Source organism: Spirillospora sp. NPDC048911 (assembly GCF_043198015.1).
Classification (GTDB): Bacteria; Actinomycetota; Actinomycetes; order Streptosporangiales; family Streptosporangiaceae; genus Spirillospora.
In genome coordinates this window covers 36148-58633 of record NZ_JBICUD010000006.1, presented here as the reverse complement: position 1 = coordinate 58633, position 22486 = coordinate 36148, and the positions used below count along the sequence as shown (strand labels likewise).

The 22486-nt window shown below is 70.3% G+C and carries 21 protein-coding genes; 6 read left to right on the top strand and 15 right to left on the bottom strand.

Annotated features, from left to right (window positions below):
* Positions 1-23 precede the first annotated feature (23 nt).
* Together ACGFNU_RS26875 and ACGFNU_RS26870 are read right to left on the bottom strand one after the other, a co-directional pair.
* Positions 24-491, bottom strand: a complete 468-nt coding sequence (locus ACGFNU_RS26875; protein WP_392597871.1) for a DUF1707 domain-containing protein — start codon at positions 489-491, stop codon at positions 24-26.
* Between the two features lie 2 nt (positions 492-493).
* A complete protein-coding gene (locus ACGFNU_RS26870) occupies positions 494-1204 on the bottom strand; it encodes a PadR family transcriptional regulator (RefSeq protein WP_392597869.1) in 711 nt (236 codons plus the stop codon).
* A gap of 361 nt (positions 1205-1565) precedes the next feature.
* Here ACGFNU_RS26870 and ACGFNU_RS26865 point away from each other — a divergent pair, with 361 nt between their 5' ends.
* Positions 1566-4331, top strand: coding sequence for an aconitate hydratase (locus tag ACGFNU_RS26865; protein ID WP_392597867.1), 2766 nt, complete (start codon positions 1566-1568; stop codon positions 4329-4331).
* Positions 4332-4399: 68 nt separating this feature from the next.
* On the opposite strand, the gene ACGFNU_RS26860 is transcribed toward ACGFNU_RS26865, so the two are convergent.
* Positions 4400-4810 carry a hypothetical protein gene (locus tag ACGFNU_RS26860; protein WP_392597865.1) on the bottom strand — a complete coding sequence of 137 codons (411 nt, stop codon included), beginning with the start codon at positions 4808-4810 and terminating at the stop codon, positions 4400-4402.
* A 25-nt stretch (positions 4811-4835) separates the two neighbouring features.
* Here ACGFNU_RS26860 and ACGFNU_RS26855 point away from each other — a divergent pair, with 25 nt between their 5' ends.
* Positions 4836-5345 carry a TetR/AcrR family transcriptional regulator C-terminal ligand-binding domain-containing protein gene (locus ACGFNU_RS26855; RefSeq protein WP_392597864.1) on the top strand — a complete coding sequence of 170 codons (510 nt, stop codon included), beginning with the start codon at positions 4836-4838 and terminating at the stop codon, positions 5343-5345.
* Between the two features lie 46 nt (positions 5346-5391).
* On the opposite strand, the gene ACGFNU_RS26850 is transcribed toward ACGFNU_RS26855, so the two are convergent.
* Positions 5392-6012: a LysE family translocator gene (locus tag ACGFNU_RS26850; RefSeq protein ID WP_392597862.1), complete on the bottom strand. Its 621-nt coding sequence runs from the start codon at positions 6010-6012 to the stop codon at positions 5392-5394.
* A gap of 65 nt (positions 6013-6077) precedes the next feature.
* Between ACGFNU_RS26850 and ACGFNU_RS26845 the strand changes: the two genes are divergently transcribed.
* Complete coding sequence (locus tag ACGFNU_RS26845) at positions 6078-6803, top strand: sulfite exporter TauE/SafE family protein (protein WP_392597860.1); 726 nt, start codon at positions 6078-6080, stop codon at positions 6801-6803.
* Between the two features lie 54 nt (positions 6804-6857).
* On the opposite strand, the gene ACGFNU_RS26840 is transcribed toward ACGFNU_RS26845, so the two are convergent.
* A complete protein-coding gene (locus ACGFNU_RS26840; RefSeq protein WP_392597858.1) occupies positions 6858-8429 on the bottom strand; it encodes an FAD-binding oxidoreductase in 1572 nt (523 codons plus the stop codon).
* Positions 8430-8546: 117 nt separating this feature from the next.
* Between ACGFNU_RS26840 and mug the strand changes: the two genes are divergently transcribed.
* Together mug and ACGFNU_RS26830 are read left to right on the top strand one after the other, a co-directional pair.
* Positions 8547-9107 (top strand): G/U mismatch-specific DNA glycosylase, encoded by a 561-nt coding sequence (mug, locus tag ACGFNU_RS26835; protein WP_392597856.1) that lies wholly within the window; start codon positions 8547-8549, stop codon positions 9105-9107.
* Positions 9108-9256: 149 nt separating this feature from the next.
* On the top strand, positions 9257-10582 hold the full coding sequence (locus tag ACGFNU_RS26830) for an FG-GAP-like repeat-containing protein (protein ID WP_392597854.1): 1326 nt from the start codon (positions 9257-9259) through the stop codon (positions 10580-10582).
* 104 nt (positions 10583-10686) lie between these two features.
* On the opposite strand, the gene ACGFNU_RS26825 is transcribed toward ACGFNU_RS26830, so the two are convergent.
* The 7 genes from ACGFNU_RS26825 to idi all read right to left on the bottom strand — a co-directional run bounded on the left by ACGFNU_RS26825 (position 10687) and on the right by idi (position 16837).
* Positions 10687-11130: a hypothetical protein gene (locus tag ACGFNU_RS26825; protein WP_392597852.1), complete on the bottom strand. Its 444-nt coding sequence runs from the start codon at positions 11128-11130 to the stop codon at positions 10687-10689.
* A 185-nt stretch (positions 11131-11315) separates the two neighbouring features.
* Positions 11316-11900 (bottom strand): class F sortase, encoded by a 585-nt coding sequence (locus ACGFNU_RS26820; RefSeq protein ID WP_392597851.1) that lies wholly within the window; start codon positions 11898-11900, stop codon positions 11316-11318.
* Positions 11893-12774 (bottom strand): hypothetical protein, encoded by an 882-nt coding sequence (locus ACGFNU_RS26815; protein WP_392597849.1) that lies wholly within the window; start codon positions 12772-12774, stop codon positions 11893-11895. The genes ACGFNU_RS26820 and ACGFNU_RS26815 overlap by 8 nt, the downstream gene beginning before the upstream one ends.
* Positions 12775-12872: 98 nt before the next feature.
* Positions 12873-13763: a carbohydrate ABC transporter permease gene (locus ACGFNU_RS26810; RefSeq protein ID WP_392597848.1), complete on the bottom strand. Its 891-nt coding sequence runs from the start codon at positions 13761-13763 to the stop codon at positions 12873-12875.
* Entirely contained in the window at positions 13760-14788 is a 1029-nt protein-coding gene (locus ACGFNU_RS26805) for a carbohydrate ABC transporter permease (protein ID WP_392597846.1), read from the bottom strand. The genes ACGFNU_RS26810 and ACGFNU_RS26805 overlap by 4 nt, the downstream gene beginning before the upstream one ends.
* The gene (locus tag ACGFNU_RS26800; protein ID WP_392597845.1) at positions 14785-16101 is read right to left on the bottom strand and encodes an ABC transporter substrate-binding protein; all 1317 of its coding nucleotides are present in this window, start codon (positions 16099-16101) and stop codon (positions 14785-14787) included. Before ACGFNU_RS26800 ends, ACGFNU_RS26805 begins: the two co-directional genes overlap by 4 nt.
* 154 nt (positions 16102-16255) lie before the next feature.
* Positions 16256-16837, bottom strand: a complete 582-nt coding sequence (gene idi, locus ACGFNU_RS26795; protein ID WP_392597843.1) for an isopentenyl-diphosphate Delta-isomerase — start codon at positions 16835-16837, stop codon at positions 16256-16258.
* Between the two features lie 156 nt (positions 16838-16993).
* Between idi and dxs the strand changes: the two genes are divergently transcribed.
* Entirely contained in the window at positions 16994-18910 is a 1917-nt protein-coding gene (gene dxs, locus ACGFNU_RS26790; RefSeq protein WP_392597841.1) for a 1-deoxy-D-xylulose-5-phosphate synthase, read from the top strand.
* A gap of 61 nt (positions 18911-18971) precedes the next feature.
* Here the strand turns inward: dxs and ACGFNU_RS26785 are convergent, their stop codons facing one another.
* From ACGFNU_RS26785 to ACGFNU_RS26775, 3 genes are all read right to left on the bottom strand, one after another.
* Positions 18972-19337 (bottom strand): hypothetical protein, encoded by a 366-nt coding sequence (locus tag ACGFNU_RS26785; RefSeq protein WP_392597840.1) that lies wholly within the window; start codon positions 19335-19337, stop codon positions 18972-18974.
* A gap of 152 nt (positions 19338-19489) precedes the next feature.
* Positions 19490-20845, bottom strand: coding sequence for an FAD-dependent oxidoreductase (locus tag ACGFNU_RS26780; protein WP_392597838.1), 1356 nt, complete (start codon positions 20843-20845; stop codon positions 19490-19492).
* 135 nt (positions 20846-20980) lie between these two features.
* Positions 20981-22465, bottom strand: a complete 1485-nt coding sequence (locus ACGFNU_RS26775; RefSeq protein WP_392597836.1) for an amino acid permease — start codon at positions 22463-22465, stop codon at positions 20981-20983.
* Positions 22466-22486 lie beyond the last annotated feature (21 nt).

The window sequence follows — 22486 nt, the reverse complement described above, 5'->3', positions numbered from 1 at the left end:
AGCAGGCCGTCACGCGGGGGCCGTCATCTGCGCTGGGCGCGGCGGTGGGCCGCGGCGAACACGATCGCTTTGATGATCCAGACCAGCAGGGCGAGCTGGAACACCGCGAAGAACGCGGTGGCCGGTCCGGCGGTGAACATGACGATCATGAAGACGCCGAGCAGGAGGGGGAACGCCGGGAAGCCTGGTCGGCGCCGCCCGGCCCAGGCCGGATGCCCATGCCCGTGGGCCAGGGCGGGGTGGCCGTGGCGCATGGCGGGGTGCCAGTGCGGGCCGCGGCTCGGGTGGACGGCCTCGGGGAGTCCGTTCTGGCCGGGCAGGTCGCGCACGATCTCGCCCAGGTCGCCCCGGGTCTTGGCGGCGAGGGCGGCGTCCAGGCGTTCGTCGAGCTCGTCCTGGTCGAGCCGCCCCGCCGCGAAGTGGTCGTGCAAGGCGGAGGTCACCGCGTCCCGTTCGGCGTCGCCGATACGGATCTCGTCGGGCCGTGTCACCACTACTCCTCGGGTGTGTCGGGCGCGTCCTCGGCGAGGATGCGGTAGAGGTCGCGACGGGTGTCGGAGAGCACGGTCTTGGCCTGGGCCACCTGCTCGGGCGAGCCGGAGTGGACGATCTGCATGACCGCGGCCCCCGTCTGCGCGGCCTGCTTGAAGAGGTCGGACACGCCCTCGCCGAAGTCGGGCGTCATCTCCGCCCACGGCTCGGACACCTCGTCGGCGTGCTCGCCGACGTAGGCGCGGCCCTCGTCGGTGAGGCGGAAGGTCTTGCGGCCCTCGCCCTCCTCGCCGACGATGAGGCCCTCGTCGGCCAGTTGCTGGAGCGCCGGGTAGACCGCGCCGGGGCTCGGCTTCCAAGCGCCCTGGCTGCGGGCGTTGATCTCCTGGATGATCTGGTAGCCGTTGCGCGGCTCCTCGGCGAGCAGGGCGAGGATCGCCGCGCGCACGTTTCCCTTTCTCGCTCTCGGGCCCCGCCCCATCGGGCCCTTGGCCCAGGGCGGGCCGCCGCCACGTCCCCAGGGGCCGCCGCCTCCCGGTGGCCCCCACGGGCCCGGGCCGCCGCCGAAGAGGAAACCGAAGTCGGGGATGCCGTGCCTCGACCGGGGGCCGCAACCGTGCTGGTGGCGGCTCGCGTGGGCCGCGGCCTTGGCGCCCAGGGCGGCCGCCGCGAAGGCCCAGCGCAGGTCCGGGCCGTGGTGCGTCGCGCTCATGTTCTTCACAGCCTTCCGAGATCGTTCTTTGATCTCTCGCGATACGACAACGATATATCGGAAACGGCGGAGTGCGCTAGATGGTTCCCGGCCGAGCGGCCTACCGACAGGTAGCTTGATGTCGAGATAAATTGGCGATAGCTTGACGTCAAGAGAAATCCTGGCGAAGTTAGGCGGACCTGAGTCCTGAGCAGGGTCCGGACTAGGGCAGGATTCATAGGGGATAAATCCCCGGCCCTGGACCTTTGCGGCGCGATTCACCCCGCGCCGGCGGAGCCGGGAGCATGATCGACAAGCCAGTGAAGAACGCCGTGCGCTCACGTCTCGGACCGGACGGGCGGCGTTGACGGAGGAGGAGTCCGTGTCCGCGAACAGCTTCGGCAGCCGTAACACGCTGCAGGTGGGCGACAAGTCGTACGAGATCTACCGGCTGGACGCGGTCGAGGGCTCGGCCCGTCTCCCGTACAGCCTCAAGGTTCTCCTGGAGAACCTGCTGCGCACCGAGGACGGCGCCAACGTCACCGCCGACCACATCCGCACGCTCGCCGGCTGGGACGCCGGCGCCCAGCCGAGTCACGAGATCCAGTTCACCCCGGCCCGCGTGATCATGCAGGACTTCACCGGCGTGCCCTGTGTGGTGGACCTGGCGACCATGCGCGAGGCCGTCCGCGACCTCGGCGGCGACCCGACCAGGATCAACCCGCTCGCCCCGGCCGAGATGGTCATCGACCACTCCGTCATCGTCGACTACTTCGGCTCGCCGGACGCGTTCGAGCGCAACGTCCAGGTCGAGTACGAGCGCAACAAGGAGCGCTACCAGTTCCTGCGCTGGGGCCAGACCGCGTTCGACCAGTTCAAGGTCGTCCCGCCCGGCACCGGCATCGTCCACCAGGTCAACATCGAGCACCTGGCCCGCGTCGTCTTCGACCGCGACGGCGTCGCCTACCCCGACTCGTGCGTCGGCACCGACTCCCACACGACCATGGAGAACGGCATCGGCGTCCTCGGCTGGGGCGTCGGCGGCATCGAGGCCGAGGCGGCCATGCTCGGCCAGCCGATCTCGATGCTCATCCCGCGGGTCGTCGGCTTCAAGCTGACCGGCCAGCTCCCGGCCGGCACCACCGCCACCGACCTCGTGCTGACCATCACCGAGATGCTGCGCAAGCACGGCGTCGTCGGCAAGTTCGTCGAGTTCTACGGCGAGGGCGTGGCGGCGCTGCCGCTGGCCAACCGCGCCACCATCGGCAACATGAGCCCCGAGTTCGGCTCCACCTGCGCCATCTTCCCGATCGACGGCGAGACCACGTCCTACCTGCGCCTCACCGGCCGCAGCGAGGAGCAGATCGCGCTGGTCGAGGCGTACGCCAAGGAGCAGGGCATGTGGCTCGACCCGTCGGTCGAGCCGGAGTTCTCCGAGTACCTGGAGCTCGACCTGGCGACGGTCGTCCCGTCGCTCGCCGGCCCCAAGCGCCCGCAGGACCGCATCTCCCTGTCGGCCGCCAAGGAGACCTGGCGCCGCGACGTGAAGAACTACGCCTCCAGCATCCAGGGCCCCGCCGACGAGGCGTCCGACGAGTCGTTCCCGGCCTCGGACTCCCCGGCCATCAGCCACGACGGCAACGGCGACAAGCCGCGCGAGACCGTCACCGGCAACGGCGGCCGCCCGCACAACCCGGTCACCGTCACCATGGAGGACGGCAGCGGCTTCGAGCTGGACCACGGCCACGTCGCCGTCGCCGCCATCACCTCCTGCACCAACACCTCCAACCCGTACGTCATGGTCGGCGCGGGCCTGCTGGCCAAGAACGCCGTCGAGAAGGGCCTCACCCGCAAGCCGTGGGTGAAGACCTCCCTCGCGCCCGGCTCCCAGGCCGTCACCGACTACCTCGAGCGCGCGGGCCTCAGCCCGTACCTCGACAAGATCGGCTACAACCTGGTCGGCTACGGCTGCACCACCTGCATCGGCAACACCGGGCCGCTCCAGCCAGAGATCTCCAAGGCGGTCAACGACCACGACCTGGCGGTCACCGCGGTCCTGTCCGGCAACCGCAACTTCGAGGGCCGCATCAGCCCCGACGTGAAGATGAACTACCTGGCCTCGCCGCCGCTGGTCATCGCCTACGCGCTCGCGGGCACCATGGACATCGACATCCTCAACGACCCGATCGCCGAGGGCACCGACGGCCCGGTCTACCTCAAGGACATCTGGCCCAACCCCGACGACGTCGCCGCCATTGTCGAATCGTCGATCGGCCAGGAGATGTTCACCAAGAACTACGCCGACGTCTTCAAGGGCGACGAGCGCTGGCGCGGCCTCGACATCCCCACTGGCAACACCTTCGAGTGGGACGCGTCGTCCACGTACGTGCGCAAGGCCCCGTACTTCGACGGCATGGAGATGGAGCCCGCCCCGGTCACCGACATCCACGGCGCCCGGGTGCTGGCCAAGCTGGGCGACTCGGTCACCACCGACCACATCTCCCCTGCCGGCTCCATCAAGGCCGGCACACCCGCCGCGCAGTACCTGGAGGAGCACGGCGTCGCGATCAAGGACTTCAACTCCTACGGCTCCCGCCGGGGCAACCACGAGGTCATGATCCGCGGCACCTTCGCCAACATCCGGCTGCGCAACCAGCTCCTGGACGACGTCGAGGGCGGCTACACCCGCGACTTCACCCAGGACGACGCGCCGCAGTCGTTCATCTACGACGCCGCGCAGAACTACGCCGCCCAGGGCACGCCGCTGGTCGTCATCGCGGGCAAGGAGTACGGCTCGGGCTCGTCGCGCGACTGGGCCGCCAAGGGCACCGCGCTCCTCGGCGTCCGCGCCGTCATCGCCGAGTCGTACGAGCGCATCCACCGCTCGAACCTCATCGGCATAGGCGTCCTGCCGCTGCAGTTCAAGGACGGCGAGAGCGCCGCGTCCCTCGGCCTCACCGGCACTGAGACCTTCGAGGTCATCGGCGTCGAGGCGCTCAACGAGGGCGGCGTCCCGTCCGAGGTGACAGTCAAGGCGGACGGTAAGGAGTTCCAGGCCGTCGTCCGCATCGACACCCCGGGCGAGGCCGACTACTACCGCAACGGCGGCATCATGCAGTTCGTGCTCCGCAACCTGCTGCGCAAGTAAGCAGGGCATAGGCACCAAGCTGAAGGGCCGTCCTTCCCGTTTCGGGGAGGACGGCCCTTTCACGTTGTTCAGTGTGCGCTTCGCGTTGTTCGGCGTCCGGTGGCGAGGCTGAGGCCGCCGTTCACCTCGATCACGTTGCCCGTCATGAACCCGTTGGTCGCGGCGAGCAGGACCGCCTGGGCGACCGCCTCCAGCGCGCCGTTGATCGCGGCCAGCCCGGCGGTGCCCGGAAGCGCCGCGCGCGCCGACGAGGCCGTGATGAACGTGATCGAGCCGTCCGCGGCCAATCGCGGGAGCGCGGCCTGCAGGATCCCCAGGTGCAGCCAGAACTTGGCCTCGAACCCGCCGCGCAGTTCGGCCAGGTCGAGCGTGGGGAACGGCCCGGCGCCCGCACCGCCGCTGAGAGCCAGCACCAGGTGGTCGTAGGCGGTGCCGTCGGCGAAGAACGCGTTCACCTCGTCAGGGACGGAACCGTCCACGCGGCGGGCGATCCTGGACGCCGCCGTGGAACTGATCGGGCGCGACGAGGGGCCCGTGACGATCGACACGATCGCGGCGGCCGCCGGGGTCGGCAAGCAGACGATCTACCGGTGGTGGCCGTCCAAGGGCGCCGTGCTCCTGGACGCGCTGGCCGAGCGGGCCACCGCCGAGATTCCCGTGGGCGATACGGGCTCGCTGGCGGGCGATCTGGAGACGTTCCTGCTCGCGACCTTCCGCTCCGCCCGGACGGGCCGGACCGCTGTGCTCCTCCGCACGGTCATGGCCGAGGCACAGCGCGACGAGCAGGCCGGCGAGGCGATGCGAGACTTCATCGCCAGACGCCGTACTGCGCTGCGCGGCGTGCTGGAGCGTGCCCGCGAACGCGACGAGATCAGGCCGGAGGCCGACCTCGACCTGATGGTCGACCAGGCCTTCGGCGTGCTGTGGTACCGAATCCTGGTCGGCCACGCGCCTCTCGGTGAGCGGGAGGCGAAAGAGCTGAGCCGCTCACTGGTGACGCAGGCACGAGGTTGAACACCTGTCGCGGCAGCGGTCCGCGGCGGCGGTCCGGGGCGGCGGTTCAGTGGTCGGTGGCCAGGCGGAGGCCGAAGCCGATGAACGCCAGGCCGGTGATCTGCTGGAAGCGGCGCTTGACCGAGGGGCGGGCCAGCGTACGGCGCGCGGCCGCGGCCGCGAGGACGAGCAGCGCGCACCACACGAGGCCCTCGGCGACGTGGATCAGGGCGAAGATCAGGCTCGTCCCCAGCATCGTGGCGCCGTCCGGGACGAACTGCGGCAGCAGGCTCATGTAGAACACGCCGACCTTCGGGTTGAGCAGGTTGGTGACGAAGCCGGTGCGGAGGGCGCCCATTCCGGAGATCGAGGGGAGTTCCTCCGCGGCCTCGGCCGTGCGGCGGCGGCGCGTCTGCCACAGGGCCTGGGCGCCCAGCCAGAAGAGGTAGCCCGCGCCCGCGATCCGTACGGCGTTGAAGGCCAGTTCGGAGGCCGCCAGCAGCGCGGTGAGGCCGAGCGCTCCGGCGACGGCCCAGGCGAAGCAGCCCGCGGCGATGCCCAGCGCGGCCAGGTAGCCGACCCGGCGGCCGCTGGTCAGGGTGGTGCGCAGGACGAGCATCGTGTCGAGGCCGGGGGTGATCGTGACCAGGGCGGCGACGGCGGCGAACGCCAGGCAGGCGGTGAGCATGGAGCACATCCTATGAACCTGGGATGTCCTATCTGAAATGCGGACATGTAACGTTCCAAACCGTTATGCCGGATCTTGAGTTTCTCGTCGTCGGCGGCCTGGCGGCCCTGGTCGGCGCCATCGTGCAGGGCAGCATCGGGCTCGGCGTCGGCCTGGTGGCCGCGCCGATCGTCACCATGCTCTTCCCGTCCCTGATGCCGGGGTCGATCCTCGTGGTGGCCACCGTGCTGCCCCTGGCGACCCTGGCCCAGGAGCTGAAGCACGCCGACCTGCGCGGCCTCGGCTGGGCGTTCGGCGGCCGGGTGCTCGGGACGCCGGTCGGGGTCTGGGTGGTCGCGGCCGTGCCCGCGCGCGTCCTCGGAGTCCTGATCGGCGTGGTGGTGCTGGCCGCCCTCGGCGCGACCGCGTGGGTGGCGAACGTGCCGCGCAACCCCGGCACGCTCACCACCGCGGGGGTGATCGCGGGAGCGACCGGCACCGCGTCCTCGATCGGCGGCCCGCCCCTCGCGCTGCTCTACCAGCGGGAGGACGGCCCCCGGGTCCGCGCCACCCTCGCCGTCTTCTTCACGATCGGCGCCCTGCTCTCCCTCCTCACCCTCGCCGCCGTCGATCAGCTGCCGCTCCGCCAGGTCACCTCCGGCCTCGCGCTGACCCCGTTCGTCTTCCTGGGCTTCCTCCTGGCGGGCCCGGTGCGCCGCTACCTGGACGACGGACGCATGCGCACCGGAATCCTCATCGTCGTCGGAGCCTCAGCCACCAGCCTGATCCTCCGCAGCCTGATCACAGCCTGAGCTGAGCGCGGGCCTGACCCGGCCCTGACCTGGCACGAGCCGGTTCGAGCCCGGTCACGCGCTCCGGACCGACAGCGCGTGGTGGAAGACGTTGCGCGGATCCCACCGCGCCTTGACCCGCTGAAGGCGCGCATAGCCGTCGCCGTAATACAGCGCGTGCCACGGCACGTCCGACTCGTTCTGCCGCGGGTCGGCCAGGTCGGCGTCCGGGTAGTTGATGAACGCGCCGAAGCCGCCCTCCTCAGCCGGGACACCGCCGCTCGCCGCGTAGACCTTCGTGTAGAACTCGCGGATCCACGCGAGGTTCCGGTCGTCGTCCTTCGCGTCCTCCCAGCCCACCAGGTAACCGATCTTGAAGATCGAGTCCCGGTGCGCCACGGCGGTCGCCCCCGGCGCCACCGCGTTGACCCGGCCGCCGTAGGTGTTGATGAAGAAGTGCCCGTAGTCGAAGTCGGGCCTGGTCAGCTGCTCGTGCGCGACGGCGGCCTGCGCGTCGGTGAAGCGCCGCCGGCGGTAACCCGACTTGATCTTGATCCGGTAGAACGGCGCGGGACCGCCGCCGAAGCCGTACCGTGTCGCGTGCAGCCACGGCATGGTGGTCGTCTTCGGCTCGGGACGCAGGTCGAGCCCACGGTGGAGGGCACCCGTCAGATCGGCCAGTATCCGTTCGGCGCCGCTGTCAGTGACCACCTGTCCGGTCAGGGTGACGTTCTCACTGGGCCTGCTGGAACAGACGAATTCGCCGTACAGAGCCGCCATGGGCGAGCCTGGAGCCGAGTTGCGCTCACCCCATTCCCCGTAGTTGCGCAGGAGCCGTACGAAGGTCTCCTGGTCGAGCTTCGCCCACGGCCAGTCCACGCTGAATGTGAGAACAGTGCCGGGCGGCTTAGGCAGCGCGGCCTGCTTCCCTGGAGACCGGAACCAGTAGCGCGTGACGACGCCGAAGTTGCCGCCGCCCCCTCCAGTGTGGGCCCACCACAAGTCACGATGGGGATCCGAGGCCTCGCGCGTGGCCACGACACTTCTCACCTTGCCGGTCCTATCTACGACGACCACCTCCACCGCGTACAGGTGGTCCACGGAGAGACCGTCCCGCCTGCAGAGCACCCCGTAGCCGCCGCCGGCGATATGCCCGCCCACTCCAACATCCGGATGCGTCCCGCCAGGGATCGTCACACCCCACTCCACGTACAACCGGCGGTAGACCTCGCCCAGCGTGGCGCCCGCCTCGACCATGAACGCCTTGCGCCGCCGGTCGTAGTCGACCTCCGTCATGCCGGACAGATCGATGAGCACCCGCACCGACGGATCGTCGACGAAGTTCTCGAAGCAGTGCCCCCCGCTCCGGACGGCCACCCGCCGGCCCGTGCGCACCGCGCGCTCGACGGCCCGTACGACGTCCTCGGTGGACATCGCCACCCGGATCTCCTCGGGCCGACCCTCGAAGCGCCGGTTGTAGCCCCGCAGCACCAGCGAGCGATACCGCGAGTCGCCGGGGCCGACCGTGATCGGCTCGGTGCCGGCCGCGGCCTCCGCGCCGGCCGGGCTGATCTGCCCGGCCAGTGGTACGGATGCGACGGCGATGCCGCCGCTGCGCAGGACAGTCCTCCGGGTGTGCTCGACCACGTGGCCTCCTCGTGTAGAGCCGCCCACGGACGGACACTACGAAGCCGAGATCACCAAGTCCAGGGGAGCTGCCACCCCCTGCCCGGTAGGGGAAACCCCACTGCGTAGCCTGACCTGATGCGCCCCACCAAGGCCGATCTGGAGGCCGCCCGCGACCGCGTGATCCCCGACCTGCTTCCCCCGCCGGGCGAGCCGCTGCACGTCCTTTTCTGCGGCATCAATCCGGGCCTCTACTCGGGCGCGACCGGCCACCACTTCGCCCGTCCGGGCAACCGCTTCTGGCCCGCGCTCCACAGATCGGGCTTCACCGACCGCCTGCTGACCCCGGACGAGCAGGACCTCCTCCCCGCATACGGCCTCGGCATCACCAACCTGGCTCCCCGCACGACCGCCCGCGCGGACGAGCTCACCGCCGAAGAGCTCCGCGAGGGAGGCGAACGCCTGCTCCGCCTGGTCGACCGCCACCGTCCCGCCTACCTGGCCGTCGCCGGCGTCACCGCCTACCGGACCGCCTTCGCCAAGCCCCGCACCCAGATCGGCCCCCAGCCAGAGAAGATCGGCCCGTCCAACCTCTGGGTGCTGCCCAACCCCAGCGGCCTCAACGCCAGCTGGACCCTCGCCAAACTGGCCGCCGAATTCGCACGCCTCCGCACCGCCGCACTTTCCACGCCCGAGTGATCGCCGAGCCGCTACGATCTCGGCTATTCATCTCGAATCCCCCCGCATACGGAGCGACTTTGCGCGCCTCAGTTCGCCATGCCGTCCTCGCATTCATCCTGGTCGTCCCACTGCTTTCAGTAGCCTCGCCGGTAGCGGCGAAGCCCAAGATGGCCAGGCCGTCCAGTGACTTCAACCGGGACGGCTACCGGGACGTCGTGATCGGCGCCCCCACCACGAGCGTGGGCGGCAAGACCGCCGCGGGCGCCGTCGTGGTCCTGTACGGCTCGAAGGCCGGCCTGTCACCCAAGAAGCGCCACGTCATCACCCAGAACACCGCGGGCGTCCCCGGCGTCGCGCGCGCCGACGGCCGGTTCGGCACGTCCGTCGCGACCGGCGACCTGAACGGCGATGGCTACGCCGACCTGGCGGTGGGCGCCCCGCAGGACAACCCCCGCAGCGCGTACCAGTTCCGCGGCTCGGTCACGGTGCTGTTCGGAAGCAAGAAGGGCCTTGGCCGCGCCACCACCATCGCGGGCGAGCATCGCCTCGGCTCATCGGTCGGGATGGGCGACGTCAACGGTGACGGCAGGCTGGAGCTGATCGGCGGCGAGTACGACTCGACGTTCGGCAACATCCGCGTCTTCACGGTGCCGCGCGGCAAGCTCACCCTCCGGGCCCTGCCGCAGAAGGAGCAGCGCTTCGGCCGCGCGGCGATCGCCACGGGCGACGTGAACGGCGACGGCTACGCCGACGTCGTGGCCACGTACGCGGCGGTCGGCGGCACCCCTCTGGCAGGCGTCTACCTGGGCGGCCGCGGCGGGCTGGCCGTCCGGCAGCACGCGGAGTTCGTCGCCGACACGGTCGCGGTCGGCGACCTCGACCGGGACGGTCGCGCGGACGTGGTGACCGGCCGGATCGGGCAGTACGAGCGCGGCGGCACCGTCGAGATCCGGCACGGTTCCCGTGCGGGCGTGGCGAAGTCGCCCGTCAAGACGTTCACGCAGCGGACGCCGGGCGTGCCGGGTGAGCCGACCGGGGTCGACCAGTTCGGCTCCTCGGTCGCCATCGGCGACGTCACCGGAGACGGAAACCCGGAGGTGGCGGTCGGCGTCCAGAACAAGCCGATCGGGAAGGCCACCCGCGCGGGCGCCGTGGTGCTCCTCAAGGGAACCAAGGCGGGCGTGACCGGACGCGGCGCGCAGTGGTGGACGCAGAACGGCACGGGCGTCCCCGGGACCGCGGAGAAGGACGACCTCTTCGGCTGGATGGTCGCCCTCGTGGACGTCAACCGCGACCGCCGCGCCGAACTCATCGTGTCGGCGGTAGGCGAGAACAAGCGCGACCCCAACAACATCTACACCGGCGACGGCTCGGTGGCGGTGCTACGCGGCACCAAGGCCGGCCTCACAGGCCGTGGCTCCGCCAGCTACGTGCCCCAGACCTTCAAGCTGCCCCCGGCCTCAGCCGGCCTGGGCTGGGCCCTCTCCTCCTGACGACAAGCGGGCGGCCGCCTCACCTAGGCGGCCGCCCGCCGCCGATCTCAGATCTCTTCGAGCGCTCCCCACCGCCCCACCGGCGATGAGGACGCCGGCGTCGGTCAGTCTTGCTGGACGAGGCGGGCGGCTTCGGCTTCGAGCATGGCCATGACCTCGACGACGAGGGTGGGCTTGGGCTCCCAGATGTCGGGGCGGCCGAGGGCGACGATGGGGCGGGGGAGGGCCCGGACGGAGGTCAGGCGCCAGTGGTAGGCGTTCGGGTCGGCCCAGGGGCCGCAGTCGCACGGCTCATGGCGGGCCGCGGCCGAGCAGACGTCGGTGAGGTCGCAGATGGCGATGACGGCGCCGATCGTGGCGAGCGGGTCGCGGGGGTCCCAGCCGGCGGCGCGGATGCCGGGGTCGTCGCAGGCCTTGAGGTCGACGCGCATGGAGGCGTGGATCAGGAGCGGCCCGCGGTAGGCGGTGGGCAGGCTCTGGTTGGAGACGGCCTTGACGCCTCTCGCGATACCGAACGCCCATGGCTGCTGAACGCTGATCGCCTGCACGCGGTCACCTCCCTGATCTCTATCTTCGCCGGACCTGCCGCCCGGTCGTGCCGGAGCGCGAGCCACGCAGTCGTTACCGTCCAGCTAGATGAAAGGTCAACGATATGCGCACAGAACGGATGTGCAAAAGGTTCAAAGAGTGATTTCTCATAAGAAGGGGGGTGAATGCAAATCGGCGCGCCGCATCAGGCCCGCACCAGGCGTGTGTAGGCGATGACGTTCTCAGCGTAGTGGCGTTTCGACGCGTCGAACATGCCACCACAGGTGACCAGGCGAAGTGCCGCGTAGTCGAGGTCCTCGGCGTAGATCTTCTCGTTGGGGAAGGACGCCTTGGGGACGTTCTCGACACGCTGCACCGCGAACGTCGCGGTCGTGCCGTCGCGGCGGGTGACCTGGACGCGGTCGCCGGACCGGAGCTCCTTGAGCCGGTAGAACACCGCGCGTTTCCCCCGGGCGTCCACGTGGCCGAGGATCACCGCGGGGCCGCCCTCGCCGGGCGTGGGCCCGTCCTTCCACCAGCCCGCGAGGTTGGGCTGCGCGAGCGGCGGCTCTTCGATGCTGCCGTCGGGTCGCAGGCCGAGTTCGGAGATGGAGGCCGAGACGTTCAGCTTGGGGATTTTGATCGTCGCGGGCAGCGAGCGGGAGAGCGGCTTGGCGAAGGTCACGCCGCGCGGGCTGGAGCCCGGGTCGACGGGGCCGCCGCTGTAGTTGTCCCCGCCGCCGCATGCCGTGAGCGTGAACGTGAGGACGAGCAGGACTCTCTTACGCACGTTCGGGGGCTCTCCGGCGGCGGCACAGAACGTAGGCGCCGACGAGGACGACCGTGCCGAGGAGGGGGAGGGGGTTGTCCTGGCGGTTCGCCAGGCTGCCGTCGCCGGTGTTGGGCGAGCCTTGGGGAATGCTCTGGTCGCGAGGCTCGACTTCGTTTCGTCCGGCCGTGGTGCTGAAAGTGACGGAGCCGTACCCGCGGCACTCGACCCGCACCTTGACGACCGACGGCAGGCTGGACGTGAAGCGCGCGGTTCCCTTGTGCTCGTCCTCGCCGATCCGTCGGAAGCGCGGCTCCGAGGCGAAGGAGGCGGAGGTCGCCCGCACCGAACCGGGACAGGTGACGCGGATTCCCAGCGTGCCGCCCGGCCTGACCGTGCGGATGGACAAGTCGACATCGTCGTGACCGAAGCTGAAGCCGCCGCCGCCCGGCGGCGGCTCGGGGCGTGGCTTGCCCGGCGGGCTCGGCGGCGTCGACGGGATCTTGTCGGGCGGCGTCACCCACAGCGGGAACGTCTGGAACCCCGTGCCGGTCGAGCAGCCGAACCGGGTCAGGTAGGAGTTGCCGGACTTGAGGGTGCGGAGCGTGCCGCCGATGCCCGTCCAGGTGCCGGTTCCCGACCTGTCGAACGAGCCGGGCTCGCCTTCGTCGAACACCTCGTTGGTGCCCGCCAGGCGGGGCTCGCCGGCGCAGCCGGTGATGCGCACCCAGAGGTTGTCTCCCGGCGTGAACCGCTTGGGGCTGTAGGTGGCCTGCGGCTTGGCCCGCGCGGCGGCGTTCGCCGTGGCGCTCGCTGCCGTGGCGCCGGGGATCGCCAGGGCCGCCAGGGCTGCGCCGGAGAAGGCCCCGACGGCGACGAATCTGCTGTTGCCCATGAGGTTCGCACCACCTGGGAGGTTATTGGGGAGCAAGTCAATAGACAGCGGATTGTAACGATCAGTGAGACCCTTGTCACTAGTGAGACCGCATCAGGTCACCCCTTGAGCGCCCCCGCCATCAGGCCGCGCATGAAGAACCTGCCGAGCACGATGTAGACGATCAGGGTCGGCAGCGACGCGAGCAGCGCCGAGGCCATCTGCTGGTTGTACTGGACGGCGACCGCGCCCGACCCGGCCGTGTTGTTGAGCAGCACCGTCACCGGCCAGCTCTCCTGCGAGCCCAGGAAGACCGCGAACAGGAAGTCGTTCCACATCGAGGTGAACTGCCAGATGAGGACGACCGCGAACGCGGGCCCCGACACCGGCAGCACGATCGAGGCGTAGGTGCGGAGCATCCCCGCGCCGTCCACCCGGGCCGCCTCGATCAGCTCGTTCGGGATCGTGACGTAGTAGTTCCGGAAGATGAGCGTGCAGATCGGGATGCCGTACACCACGTGCGCCAGCACCAGCCCGCGGATGCTGCCGACCAGCTCCATCTGGGTGAGCAGGCCCTGCAGCGGGATCATCACGGCCTGGTACGGGATGAACATCCCGAACAGGAACAGCGTGAAGACCGCGTCCGCGCCCGGGAAGCGCCACTTCGACAGGACGTAGCCGTTGAGCGAGCCGAGCACCGCCGAGATCAGCGCGCCCGGGATCGAGATCTTGAAGCTGTTCTCCAGGCCCGGCCGCAGCGTGTCCCAGGCCGACCGCCAGCCGTCCAGGCTCCAGTTCTCCGGCAGGCTCCAGGCGGTGGACGGGTCGGCCTCCTGCAGCGACTTGAAGCTGGTCACGACCAGCACGTACACCGGGATCAGGAAGACCACCACGAACGCCAGCAGCACGGCGAACCGGATCATCCGCATGCCGCCCGGGCCGGGGACGGGAACGCGCCGCCGCGGCCGGGCCGCGGGCGTGGGTGCGGGCGTGGTCGTCGTCGCGGTCATCGGTCACGCTCCGCCCGGACGGACCACACGAGGTAGGGGATCACCAGCAGCCCGACGGCGAGCAGCAGGTAGGTGGCGATGGTCGCGCCGTTGGCCGGGTCGCCCCGGTCGAACACCTCGACGTAGGTGGCGACCGCAGGCACGTACGTGATGATCTGCTTGCCCGCGATCGCCATGATGAGGTCGAACACCTTCAGCGAGATATGGCCCAGGATGATCAGCGCCGACAGCGTGACCGGCCGCAACTGCGGGAACACCACGTACCGGTAGACCTTCCACTCGGACGCGCCGTCCACCCGGGCAGCCTCCCGCAGGTCTTCGGACACGCCGCGGAAACCCGCCAGGTAGAGCGCCATCACATATCCCGACATCTGCCAGATCGCCGGCAGCGCCATCGCCGCCATGCCGAACCGGGGGTTCTGCCACCAGTCGTTGCCGAGCGCGTCCAGCCCGAGCTTGCCGAACAGCTGGTTGAGGCCGACCGCGCGCTCCGGCGGCGCCGGGTTCATCAGCCACCGCCAGACGACGCCGCTCGCGATGAACGAGACCGCCATCGGGAACAGGTAGATCGCCCGGAACCCCGCCTCGGCCTTGATGCCCTTCTCCATCAGGAACGCCAGGAAGAAGCCCAGCACGAGGGCGCCGACCACGAAGACGGCGGTGAAGAGCAGCGCGTGCCGCACCGCGCCGGGCCAGCTCGGCACGTCCCACAGGTCGACGAAGTTCCTGCCCTTGTCGAACCCGTACGGCGACACCATGTCGTGCTTGCCGCTGACGGCGACGCGCGTGTTCCAGAAGATCAGCCCGTACACGAACAGGCCGATCGCCACGATGGACGGCGAGAGCAGCAGCAGCCCCGGCAGCCAGCGCGGCGTCCGGCGACGCCACGCGTGCCACCCGCGACGGCCGCGCCGCCCGGAACGGCCGTCCTGCTCGCGCGGCCCGCCCTCGCCGCGTTGCCCGCGCCGCCCGTCGCCCGCGAGCGAGTCGCCGGCGACGGGCGGCGTGACGTCCGGACTCGTCACTGCGCGTTGTTCTTGGCGGCGGTGACCAGCGCGCTCTGCAGCTTGGCCACGTCCTTGTTCTGGAGGAACAGGCCGACCGCGGTGTCGATGTCGGCGTGCCACCGCTTGTTGGAGTAGACGCCGTGCCAGAACGAGCCGGCCAGCTTGATGCCCGGCTTGTTCCACTCGTTGAGCGCGTACTCCAGGTAGCCCTTGTAGAGGCTCTTGTCGGCGTCCTTACGGGCGGGGATGGAGCCCTTCTTCGGGTTGAAGAGGTCCTGGCCCTCCTTGCTGCCCGCCACCTTCAGCCACGCGAGGGCACCGCCGCGGTGCGGCGCGCCCTTGGGCAGGGTGAAGCTGTCCGACAGCCACATGTACGTGCCGTCCGTGCCGGGGGACGCGGCGTACTTGAAGTCGGTGCCGTCCTTCTTGCCGAGCCCGTTCGGGGCGGAGCCGGTGAAGTAGCCGTACGCCCAGTCGCCCATGATGTTGAACGCGGCCTTGCCGTCCACGACCGCCTTGGACGCGCCCTGCCAGTCGGTGGAGGCGGCCTCGGCCGTCGTGTACTTCATGATCTCGGCGAAGTCGGTCAGCGCCTTGGTGACGGCCGGGCTGCTCCAGTCGGCGCCCGGCTTCCAGAGCCCGTTGTAGGCGTCGGTGCCGAGGTCGCCGAGCAGCACGCTCTCCAGCAGGTGGTCGGCGGTCCACTGGGCGCCCAGCGACAGCGGGACCTTCTTGGTCTTGTCCTTGACCGCCTTGAGCGCGGTGATGAACTCCGCGACGGACTTGGGCGGCCCGGACAGCCCGGCGTCCTTCAGGATCCCGGGGTTGTACCAGAGCATGTTCGAGCGGTGGATGTTCACCGGCACCGAGTAGATCTTGCCCTGGTAGGAGATCTGCTCCAGGAGCTGCGGCGGGTAGGCCTGCCGTAGGTTGTTCTGGTCATAGAACGAGTCGAGTGACTCGATCTGCCCCTGCTTGATGTAGTCCAGAAGCTCCGCGCCCGCGTGGCCCTGGAACGAGTCCGGGGGCTTGCGGTTCTGGAGGCGGCTGGCGAGCACCGCCTGCGCCTGCGTCCCGGAGCCGCCCGCGATGGCGGCGTTGACGAACTTGGTCCCCGGGTTCTTCTTCTCGAAGTCGGCCTTCATGGCGTTGAGGCCGTCGGCCTCGCCCGGGCCGGTCCACCAGGAGAAGACCTCGACCTGCGAGGTGTCTCCACCACCCTTGCCGCCGTCGTCATCGTCGCCTCCGCCGCACGCGGAGAGCGCGAGCGCTCCGCTGACCGCAACCGCGGCGAGTGCCTTCCATCGGATACCGGCCGTAGGTCCTCGCATCGCCCGTCCCTTCGGGTCACCCGAAGAACAAGCGTCCGTTCGGGAGGCGCGCCGGGTCAACACCGGGGACCGAACCGAAATCTTCTGGTTATAAGCCTTTCTGAAAGCGCTTTCTGTCACGGTCGGCCGGGCGGCGGCGGTGCGGGTTGGCGGATCACCAGGTGAGGGCGGGCGGGAGAGCGGAGGTGCCCGCGTCCGGCCAGTCGAGCGGGGCGCCGAGCGGGGCGAGCTCGGCCAGCTGCAACCGGTACCAAGGGGACGAGTCGGGATGCCGGACGAGCTCCAGGCACTCGTCCCACGTCCGCCAGTTCGACTCGGCCACCTCCGTGGAGTCGAGGTCGACGCGCGGCGCGGCCTCCGACGTGACCGCCCTGACGACGGGGCAGCGCTCGTACTCGACGATGCCGTCCGCGGCCGTGGCGCGGTAGCGGAAACCCGGCAGGACGGACGTGATGGTGTCGGCCGTCACACCGAGCTCGGTCTCCAGCCGCCGCAGCACCGCGGCGCGCAGCGTTTCGCCTGGTCCGGGGTGGCCGCAGCAGCTGCCCGTCCACACGCCGGGGAAGGTCCGCTTGTCCAGGGCGCGCCGCGTGATGAGCACCCGGCCTTCCGGATCGACCAGATAGCAGGAAAAGGCCAGGTGATAAGGGGTATCGCGATGGTGACTCTCCGCTTTCGGAGCGGTACCAATCGCTTCGTCGGCCTCGTTGAGCAGGACTATCTCCTCGGCACCCATGGCTCTACAGATACAGCACTCCGGGCCTGTGGAGATTCGGTGTAGACAAAGTCGGCAGGCCCCGCCCCGCGGCCCGCCGCCCGCAAACCGGGACTAAACTCGGCAGCACCCGGGGGAGCCTGGGGCCACGTGTTCCCGATGGAGGAGATGAACCGCGTGAGCTTGCTGGAGACGGTCTCGGGTCCGGAGGACCTCAAGCGACTGGACGCCACGCAGTTGCCGCAGCTGGCGGGGGAGATCCGTGAGTTCATGGTGGACGCGGTCTCCAAGACCGGCGGCCATCTGGGCCCCAGCCTGGGGGTGGTCGAGCTCACCATCGCGCTGCACCGGGTCTTCGCCTCGCCTCACGACAAGATCCTCTTTGACACGGGCCACCAGGCGTACGTGCACAAGATGCTCACGGGCCGGCACGACTGGGAGCTGCTGCGCCAGCGCGGCGGGCTGTCGGGATACCCGAGCCGGGCCGAGTCCGAGCACGACCTGATCGAGAACTCGCACGCCTCCACCGCCCTGTCGTACGCCGACGGGCTGGCCAAGGCCTACCAGCTGCGCGGTCAGAGCGACCGCGCCGTGGTCGCCGTCGTCGGCGACGGCGCGCTGACCGGCGGCATGTGCTGGGAGGCGCTCAACAACATCGCGGCGGGCAGGGACCGTCCGGTGATCATCGTCGTCAACGACAACGGGCGCTCCTACTCCCCGACGATCGGCGGGCTGGCCAGCCACCTCGCCAACCTGCGGGTGACGCAGGGGTACGAGCACGCGCTCGACCTCATCAAGAAGACCGTGCCGAGGGCCCCGATCGTCGGCAACGTCGCGTACGAGGCGCTGCACGGCATCAAGAAGGGCCTCAAGGACGTCCTGCAGCCCCAGGCCATGTTCGAGGACCTCGGCATGAAGTACGTCGGGCCCATCGACGGCCACGACGAGGAGGCCGTCGAGCGCGCCCTCCGCAAGGCCCGCGGGTTCGGCGGCCCCGTGATCGTGCACTGCATCACGCAGAAGGGCCGCGGCTACGCCCCCGCCGAGAACCACGAGGAAGACTGCTTCCACGGCCCCGGCGCGTTCGACCCGATCACCGGCGAGATCAAGTCCAAGGGCGGCGGCCCCAGCTGGACCAAGGTGTTCGGCGAGGAGATGGTCGCCATCGGCGGCGAGCGCCGCGACGTGGTCGGCATCACCGCCGCGATGCTCTACCCGGTCGGCCTGGCGCCGTTCGCCGACGCGTTCCCCGACCGCATCTACGACGTCGGCATCGCCGAGCAGCACGCCGCCACCTCCGCCGCCGGCCTCGCGATGGGCGGGCTGCACCCGGTGGTGGCCCTGTACGCGACGTTCCTCAACCGCGCGTTCGACCAGGTGCTCATGGACGTCGCGCTGCACAAGCTGCCCGTGACGTTCGCCCTCGACCGGTCCGGCGTGACCGGCAACGACGGCGCCAGCCACAACGGCATGTGGGACCTGTCGATCCTGCAGCTTGTCCCCGGCCTGCGTCTGGCCGTCCCGCGCGACGGCGCCCGTCTCCGCGAGCTGCTGCGCGCCTGCGTGGAGATCTCCGACGGCCCGAGCGCGATCCGCTACCCCAAGGGCCCGGCCGGCGCCGACGTCGAGGCCATCGACACCATCGGCGGCATGGACGTCCTCGCCCGCCACGACGGTGCCAACGGGGCCCGCGTCCTCATCGTGGCGGTCGGCCCCATGGCCGCTCCCGCGGTGGCCGCCGCCGACCGCCTGCAGGCCCAGGGCATCGGCGTCACGGTCGTCGACCCGCGCTGGGTCAAGCCGCTCGACCCCGCCCTTCTCGACCTGGCCGCCGACCACAGCCTCGTCGCCGTGGTGGAGGACAACGGCCGCACCGGCGGCGTGGGCGACGCCGTGGGCCGCCTCCTGCGCGACGCCGCCGTCGACACCCCCCTGCGCACCTTCGGCATCCCGCAGGAGTTCCTCGACCACGCCTCGCGCGGCGAGATCCTCACCGACATCGGCCTCAACGAGCAGGATCTCGCCCGCGACATCACCGAGGCCTTCGCCAAGGTGACCAACACCGAGACCAAGCACCCCACCCCCGCCGACTAGCCCCGCCGACCGACCAAACCCACCCCCGCCTGTGCACGGATTGCTCGGGGGGTGGGGCGGGTCAGACGCCTTGGGCTGAGTCGAGGTGCCAGAAGTGGGTGATGGAGGCGGTCGGCGAGCCGAGGCCGCGGCCCGAGTAGGTCCAGCGGCCGGTGAGGAGCCAGGGGCGGCCGGTGCCGTCCTGGACGAAGACCTGGAGCGGGAAGGTCGCGTCGTGGGCGCGGATGACGCCCGCCGGGTCGACGGAGGCCTGCAGGTCGGGCGGGGCCTCGCAGCGCACGCCCATCACCTGCGTGCCTGAGTCCTGGCGCAGGAGGCCCTGCGTCAGGTCGTAGACGAGTACGGAGACGTAGTCCGGGCCGAGCCACCGCAGGTCGGGCAGCATGTCGGGCGGGGGGAATCCGTACAGCTCGGGACCGCCGGTCACACGCGCACCGTAGCGCTCCGATCACACTCACGTCACTACTTCCCGGCGGCATGTCTCGGCTCGCAAGGAGTTTGCCGCGATTGGCCCGTAAGGTCAGGCGGGACGGGTGAACGCGCGGTGCCGGCTTGGTCGGACGGGTGCTCCGGCCCTGGTCAGGAGGGGCGGCAGGCGTTCCGCATCGCGTCCCAGCGGGCCAGTTTGACGCGCTCGCCGCGGGCCAGCGAACGCGCCAGCTCGATCTCGGCGGCGTCCAGATTCAGCCAGTCCGCGTAGGTGACGATCGGCAGGCCGCGCGTGCCCAGCAGCTCCTCGATCTTGTGGGCGGGCGGTGTCTCCCGGTCGGCGAGGTCGGCGAGGAGGTTGCGGACGGTCTCGGCGGCGTCCGCTTTGTTCGTGCCGACGACGCCGGTGGGTCCGCGCTTGATCCAGCCCGCCACGTACTCCCGCGGGATCTGCGCGCCGTCGGGCCCGAGGACGCGGCCGCCCTCGTTCGGCACCACGTACGAACGCTCGTCGAAGGGCACGCCCTCCAGCGCCACGCTCTGGTAGCCGACGGAGCGGAGCACCATGCCGACCGGAAGAGTCTCGTACTCCCCGGTGCCCGTCACGCGGCCGGTCTCGTCCAGGCGCGTGCGTTCGAGGCGCAGGCCCTCCACCCGGTCGGTGCCGATGATCTCGTGGGGGGCGAGCCAGAACCGGACGTCGATGCGGCGCGGCCGGTCGCCTGGGGGTTCACCGGTCCAGCCGTTCAGCACCTTGATGTTGCCGCGCACGTGCCGGTCGTTCTCGGCGACCTCGGCGCTCGCCGGGTCGAGGTCCATGTCCTCGGGCCGGACGTGGATCTCGGCGTGCGGCAGGTCGCCGAGCTCGCGGGCCTCCTTGGTGGTGAACTTGGCCTGCGCCGGGCCGCGCCGCCCGATCATGTGGACGCGGCGCACCCGGCTCTTGGCCAGCGCCTCCAGGACCTGCTCGGGCACGTCGGTCTCGCGCAGCTCGTCGGCGGTCTTGGCGAGGATCCGCACGACGTCGACGGCCACGTTGCCGACGCCGATGACGGCGACCTCCTCGACCGACAGGTCGAAGGTGTGGTCGGCGGCGTCGGGATGCCCGCAGTACCAGTTGACGAAGTCGGTGGCGGCGATGCTGCCGGGCAGGCCTTCGCCGGGGATGCCCAGATGCCGGTCGACCATGGCACCGGTCGAGTAGATCACCGCGTCGTAGCAGTCGAGGAGGTCGGCGCGGGTCACGTCGCGGCCGAGCTCCACGCAGCCGAAGAAGCGCACGCCGGGCCCCTCCAGCACGCGCTGCAGGTAGCGGGCGATCGACTTGATCGACTTGTGGTCCGGGGCGACCCCGTACCTGACCAGCCCGTACGGCGTCGGCAGCCGGTCGAAGACGTCGACCTTCACCTCGCCGTCCGTCTGCTTCACCAGGGCCTCGGCGGCATAGAGGCCCGCCGGCCCGGATCCGATCACCGCAACCTGCAGAGGAGCTGCCATGGGCGCCATTGTGCCCAGACGCGCGGTAAAAGGACACAGTGAATCCGATCACCGGTCACGTTCTTTTCCGTCCGCTCGTCGCCGGCGGAACGGACGTGGCCGGGCGGGGCGGTGGGATGGCGTCAGCAGGACGGCGGGGTGGTGTCAGCGGGACGCGGCGCGGGCCTGGACGACGCCGAGACGGCTGTGGCGGCGGCCGTAGCCGAAGTAGATCACGATGCCGAGCACCATCCAGGCCAGGAACCGCAGCCAGGTGTCGACCGGCAGGTTGAGCATCACGAAGAGGCAGGCCAGCACCGACAGGATCGGGATCAGCGGCACCATCGGGGTGCGGAACGCGCGCGGCAGGTCGGGCCGGGTGCGCCGCAGGATCACCACGCCGATCGACACGACCATGAAGGCGAAGAGCGTGCCGATGTTGACCAGCTCGGCCAGCTTGGACAGCGGGATGAAGCCGGCGAGCGCGGCCACGATGGCGCCCATGATGACCGTCGAACGGTAGGGCGTGCCGTACCTGGGGTGGACGGCCGACAGCCAGGGCGGCATGAGGCCGTCGCGGCTCATCGCGAAGAAGACCCGGCTCTGGCCGAGCAGGAGGATGAGCACGACCGTGGTGAGGCCGACGACGGCGCCGACGCTGATGATGGTGGCGAACGCGGGATGTCCCACGGACTTGAACGCGTCGGCCAGCGGCGCGTCCGTGCTGAGCTTCTTGTAGTTCTCCATGCCCACGACGACCAGCGACACCGCCGCGTACAGCGTGGCCGTGATGGCGAGCGACCCGATGAGCCCGATCGGGATGTCGCGCTGCGGGTGGCGGGACTCCTCGGCGGCGGTCGCGACGATGTCGAACCCGATGTAGGCGAAGAACACCAGCGAGACGGCGGCGAAGATGCCGAGCCAGCCGAAACTGACCGGCGTGATGCCGAAGAGCACCTGCATGAGCGGGGCGTGCAGTCCCTCCACCGAGGGGTTGGACACGGCCTCCGGGATGAAGGGCTTGTAGTTGCCGCCCTCGACGAAGAACAGCCCGGCGATGATGACCAGCAGCACGATCGACACCTTGATCGCCACGACCACGGCGTTCACCCGGGAAGTGATCTTGATGCCGCGCACGAGCAGCGCGGTGACGGCCAGGACCAGCAGGATCGCGGGGATGTTGATGGTGCCGCCCTCGCCCGGTGGATGGCTGATGGACGCGGGCAGGGTGATGCCCATGTCGTCCAGCAGCGAGGCGGCGTACCCCGCCCAGCCGACCGAGACCACGGCGGCGCCGAGGGCCAGCTCCAGGATCAGGTCCCAGCCGATGATCCACGCCGGGAACTCGCCGAGCGTCGCGTACGAGAACGTGTAGGCGGAGCCCGCCACCGGCACGGTCGACGCGAACTCGGCGTAGCAGAGCGCCGCGAGGCCGCAGACGACGGCCGCGAGGACGAACGAGATCGCCACCGCCGGACCGGCCTTCTCCTTGGCCACCTGGCCGGTGAGCACGAAGATCCCGGTCCCGATGATCACCCCGACGCCGAAGATGACCAGGTCCAGCGCCGACAGATCGCGGCGGAGCCGGTGTTCGGGCGCCTCGGTGTCCCGGATCGACTGTTCGACGGACTTGGTGCGAAACAGGCTCATTGTTCTGGCCCCTTCACGCCG

Coding starts and splice junctions, on each gene's coding strand:
- ACGFNU_RS26870 (WP_392597869.1), bottom strand. CDS start 1,204: ATGAGCGCGACGCACCACGGCCCGGACCTGCGCTGGGCCTTCGCGGCG.
- ACGFNU_RS26850 (WP_392597862.1), bottom strand. CDS start 6,012: ATGCTCACCGCCTGCCTGGCGTTCGCCGCCGTCGCCGCCCTGGTCACG.
- ACGFNU_RS26845 (WP_392597860.1), top strand. CDS start 6,078: ATGCCGGATCTTGAGTTTCTCGTCGTCGGCGGCCTGGCGGCCCTGGTC.
- mug (WP_392597856.1), top strand. CDS start 8,547: ATGCGCCCCACCAAGGCCGATCTGGAGGCCGCCCGCGACCGCGTGATC.
- ACGFNU_RS26830 (WP_392597854.1), top strand. CDS start 9,257: ATGGCCAGGCCGTCCAGTGACTTCAACCGGGACGGCTACCGGGACGTC.
- ACGFNU_RS26815 (WP_392597849.1), bottom strand. CDS start 12,774: ATGGGCAACAGCAGATTCGTCGCCGTCGGGGCCTTCTCCGGCGCAGCC.
- ACGFNU_RS26810 (WP_392597848.1), bottom strand. CDS start 13,763: ATGACCGCGACGACGACCACGCCCGCACCCACGCCCGCGGCCCGGCCG.
- ACGFNU_RS26800 (WP_392597845.1), bottom strand. CDS start 16,101: ATGCGAGGACCTACGGCCGGTATCCGATGGAAGGCACTCGCCGCGGTT.
- idi (WP_392597843.1), bottom strand. CDS start 16,837: ATGGGTGCCGAGGAGATAGTCCTGCTCAACGAGGCCGACGAAGCGATT.
- ACGFNU_RS26780 (WP_392597838.1), bottom strand. CDS start 20,845: ATGGCGCCCATGGCAGCTCCTCTGCAGGTTGCGGTGATCGGATCCGGG.
- ACGFNU_RS26775 (WP_392597836.1), bottom strand. CDS start 22,465: ATGAGCCTGTTTCGCACCAAGTCCGTCGAACAGTCGATCCGGGACACC.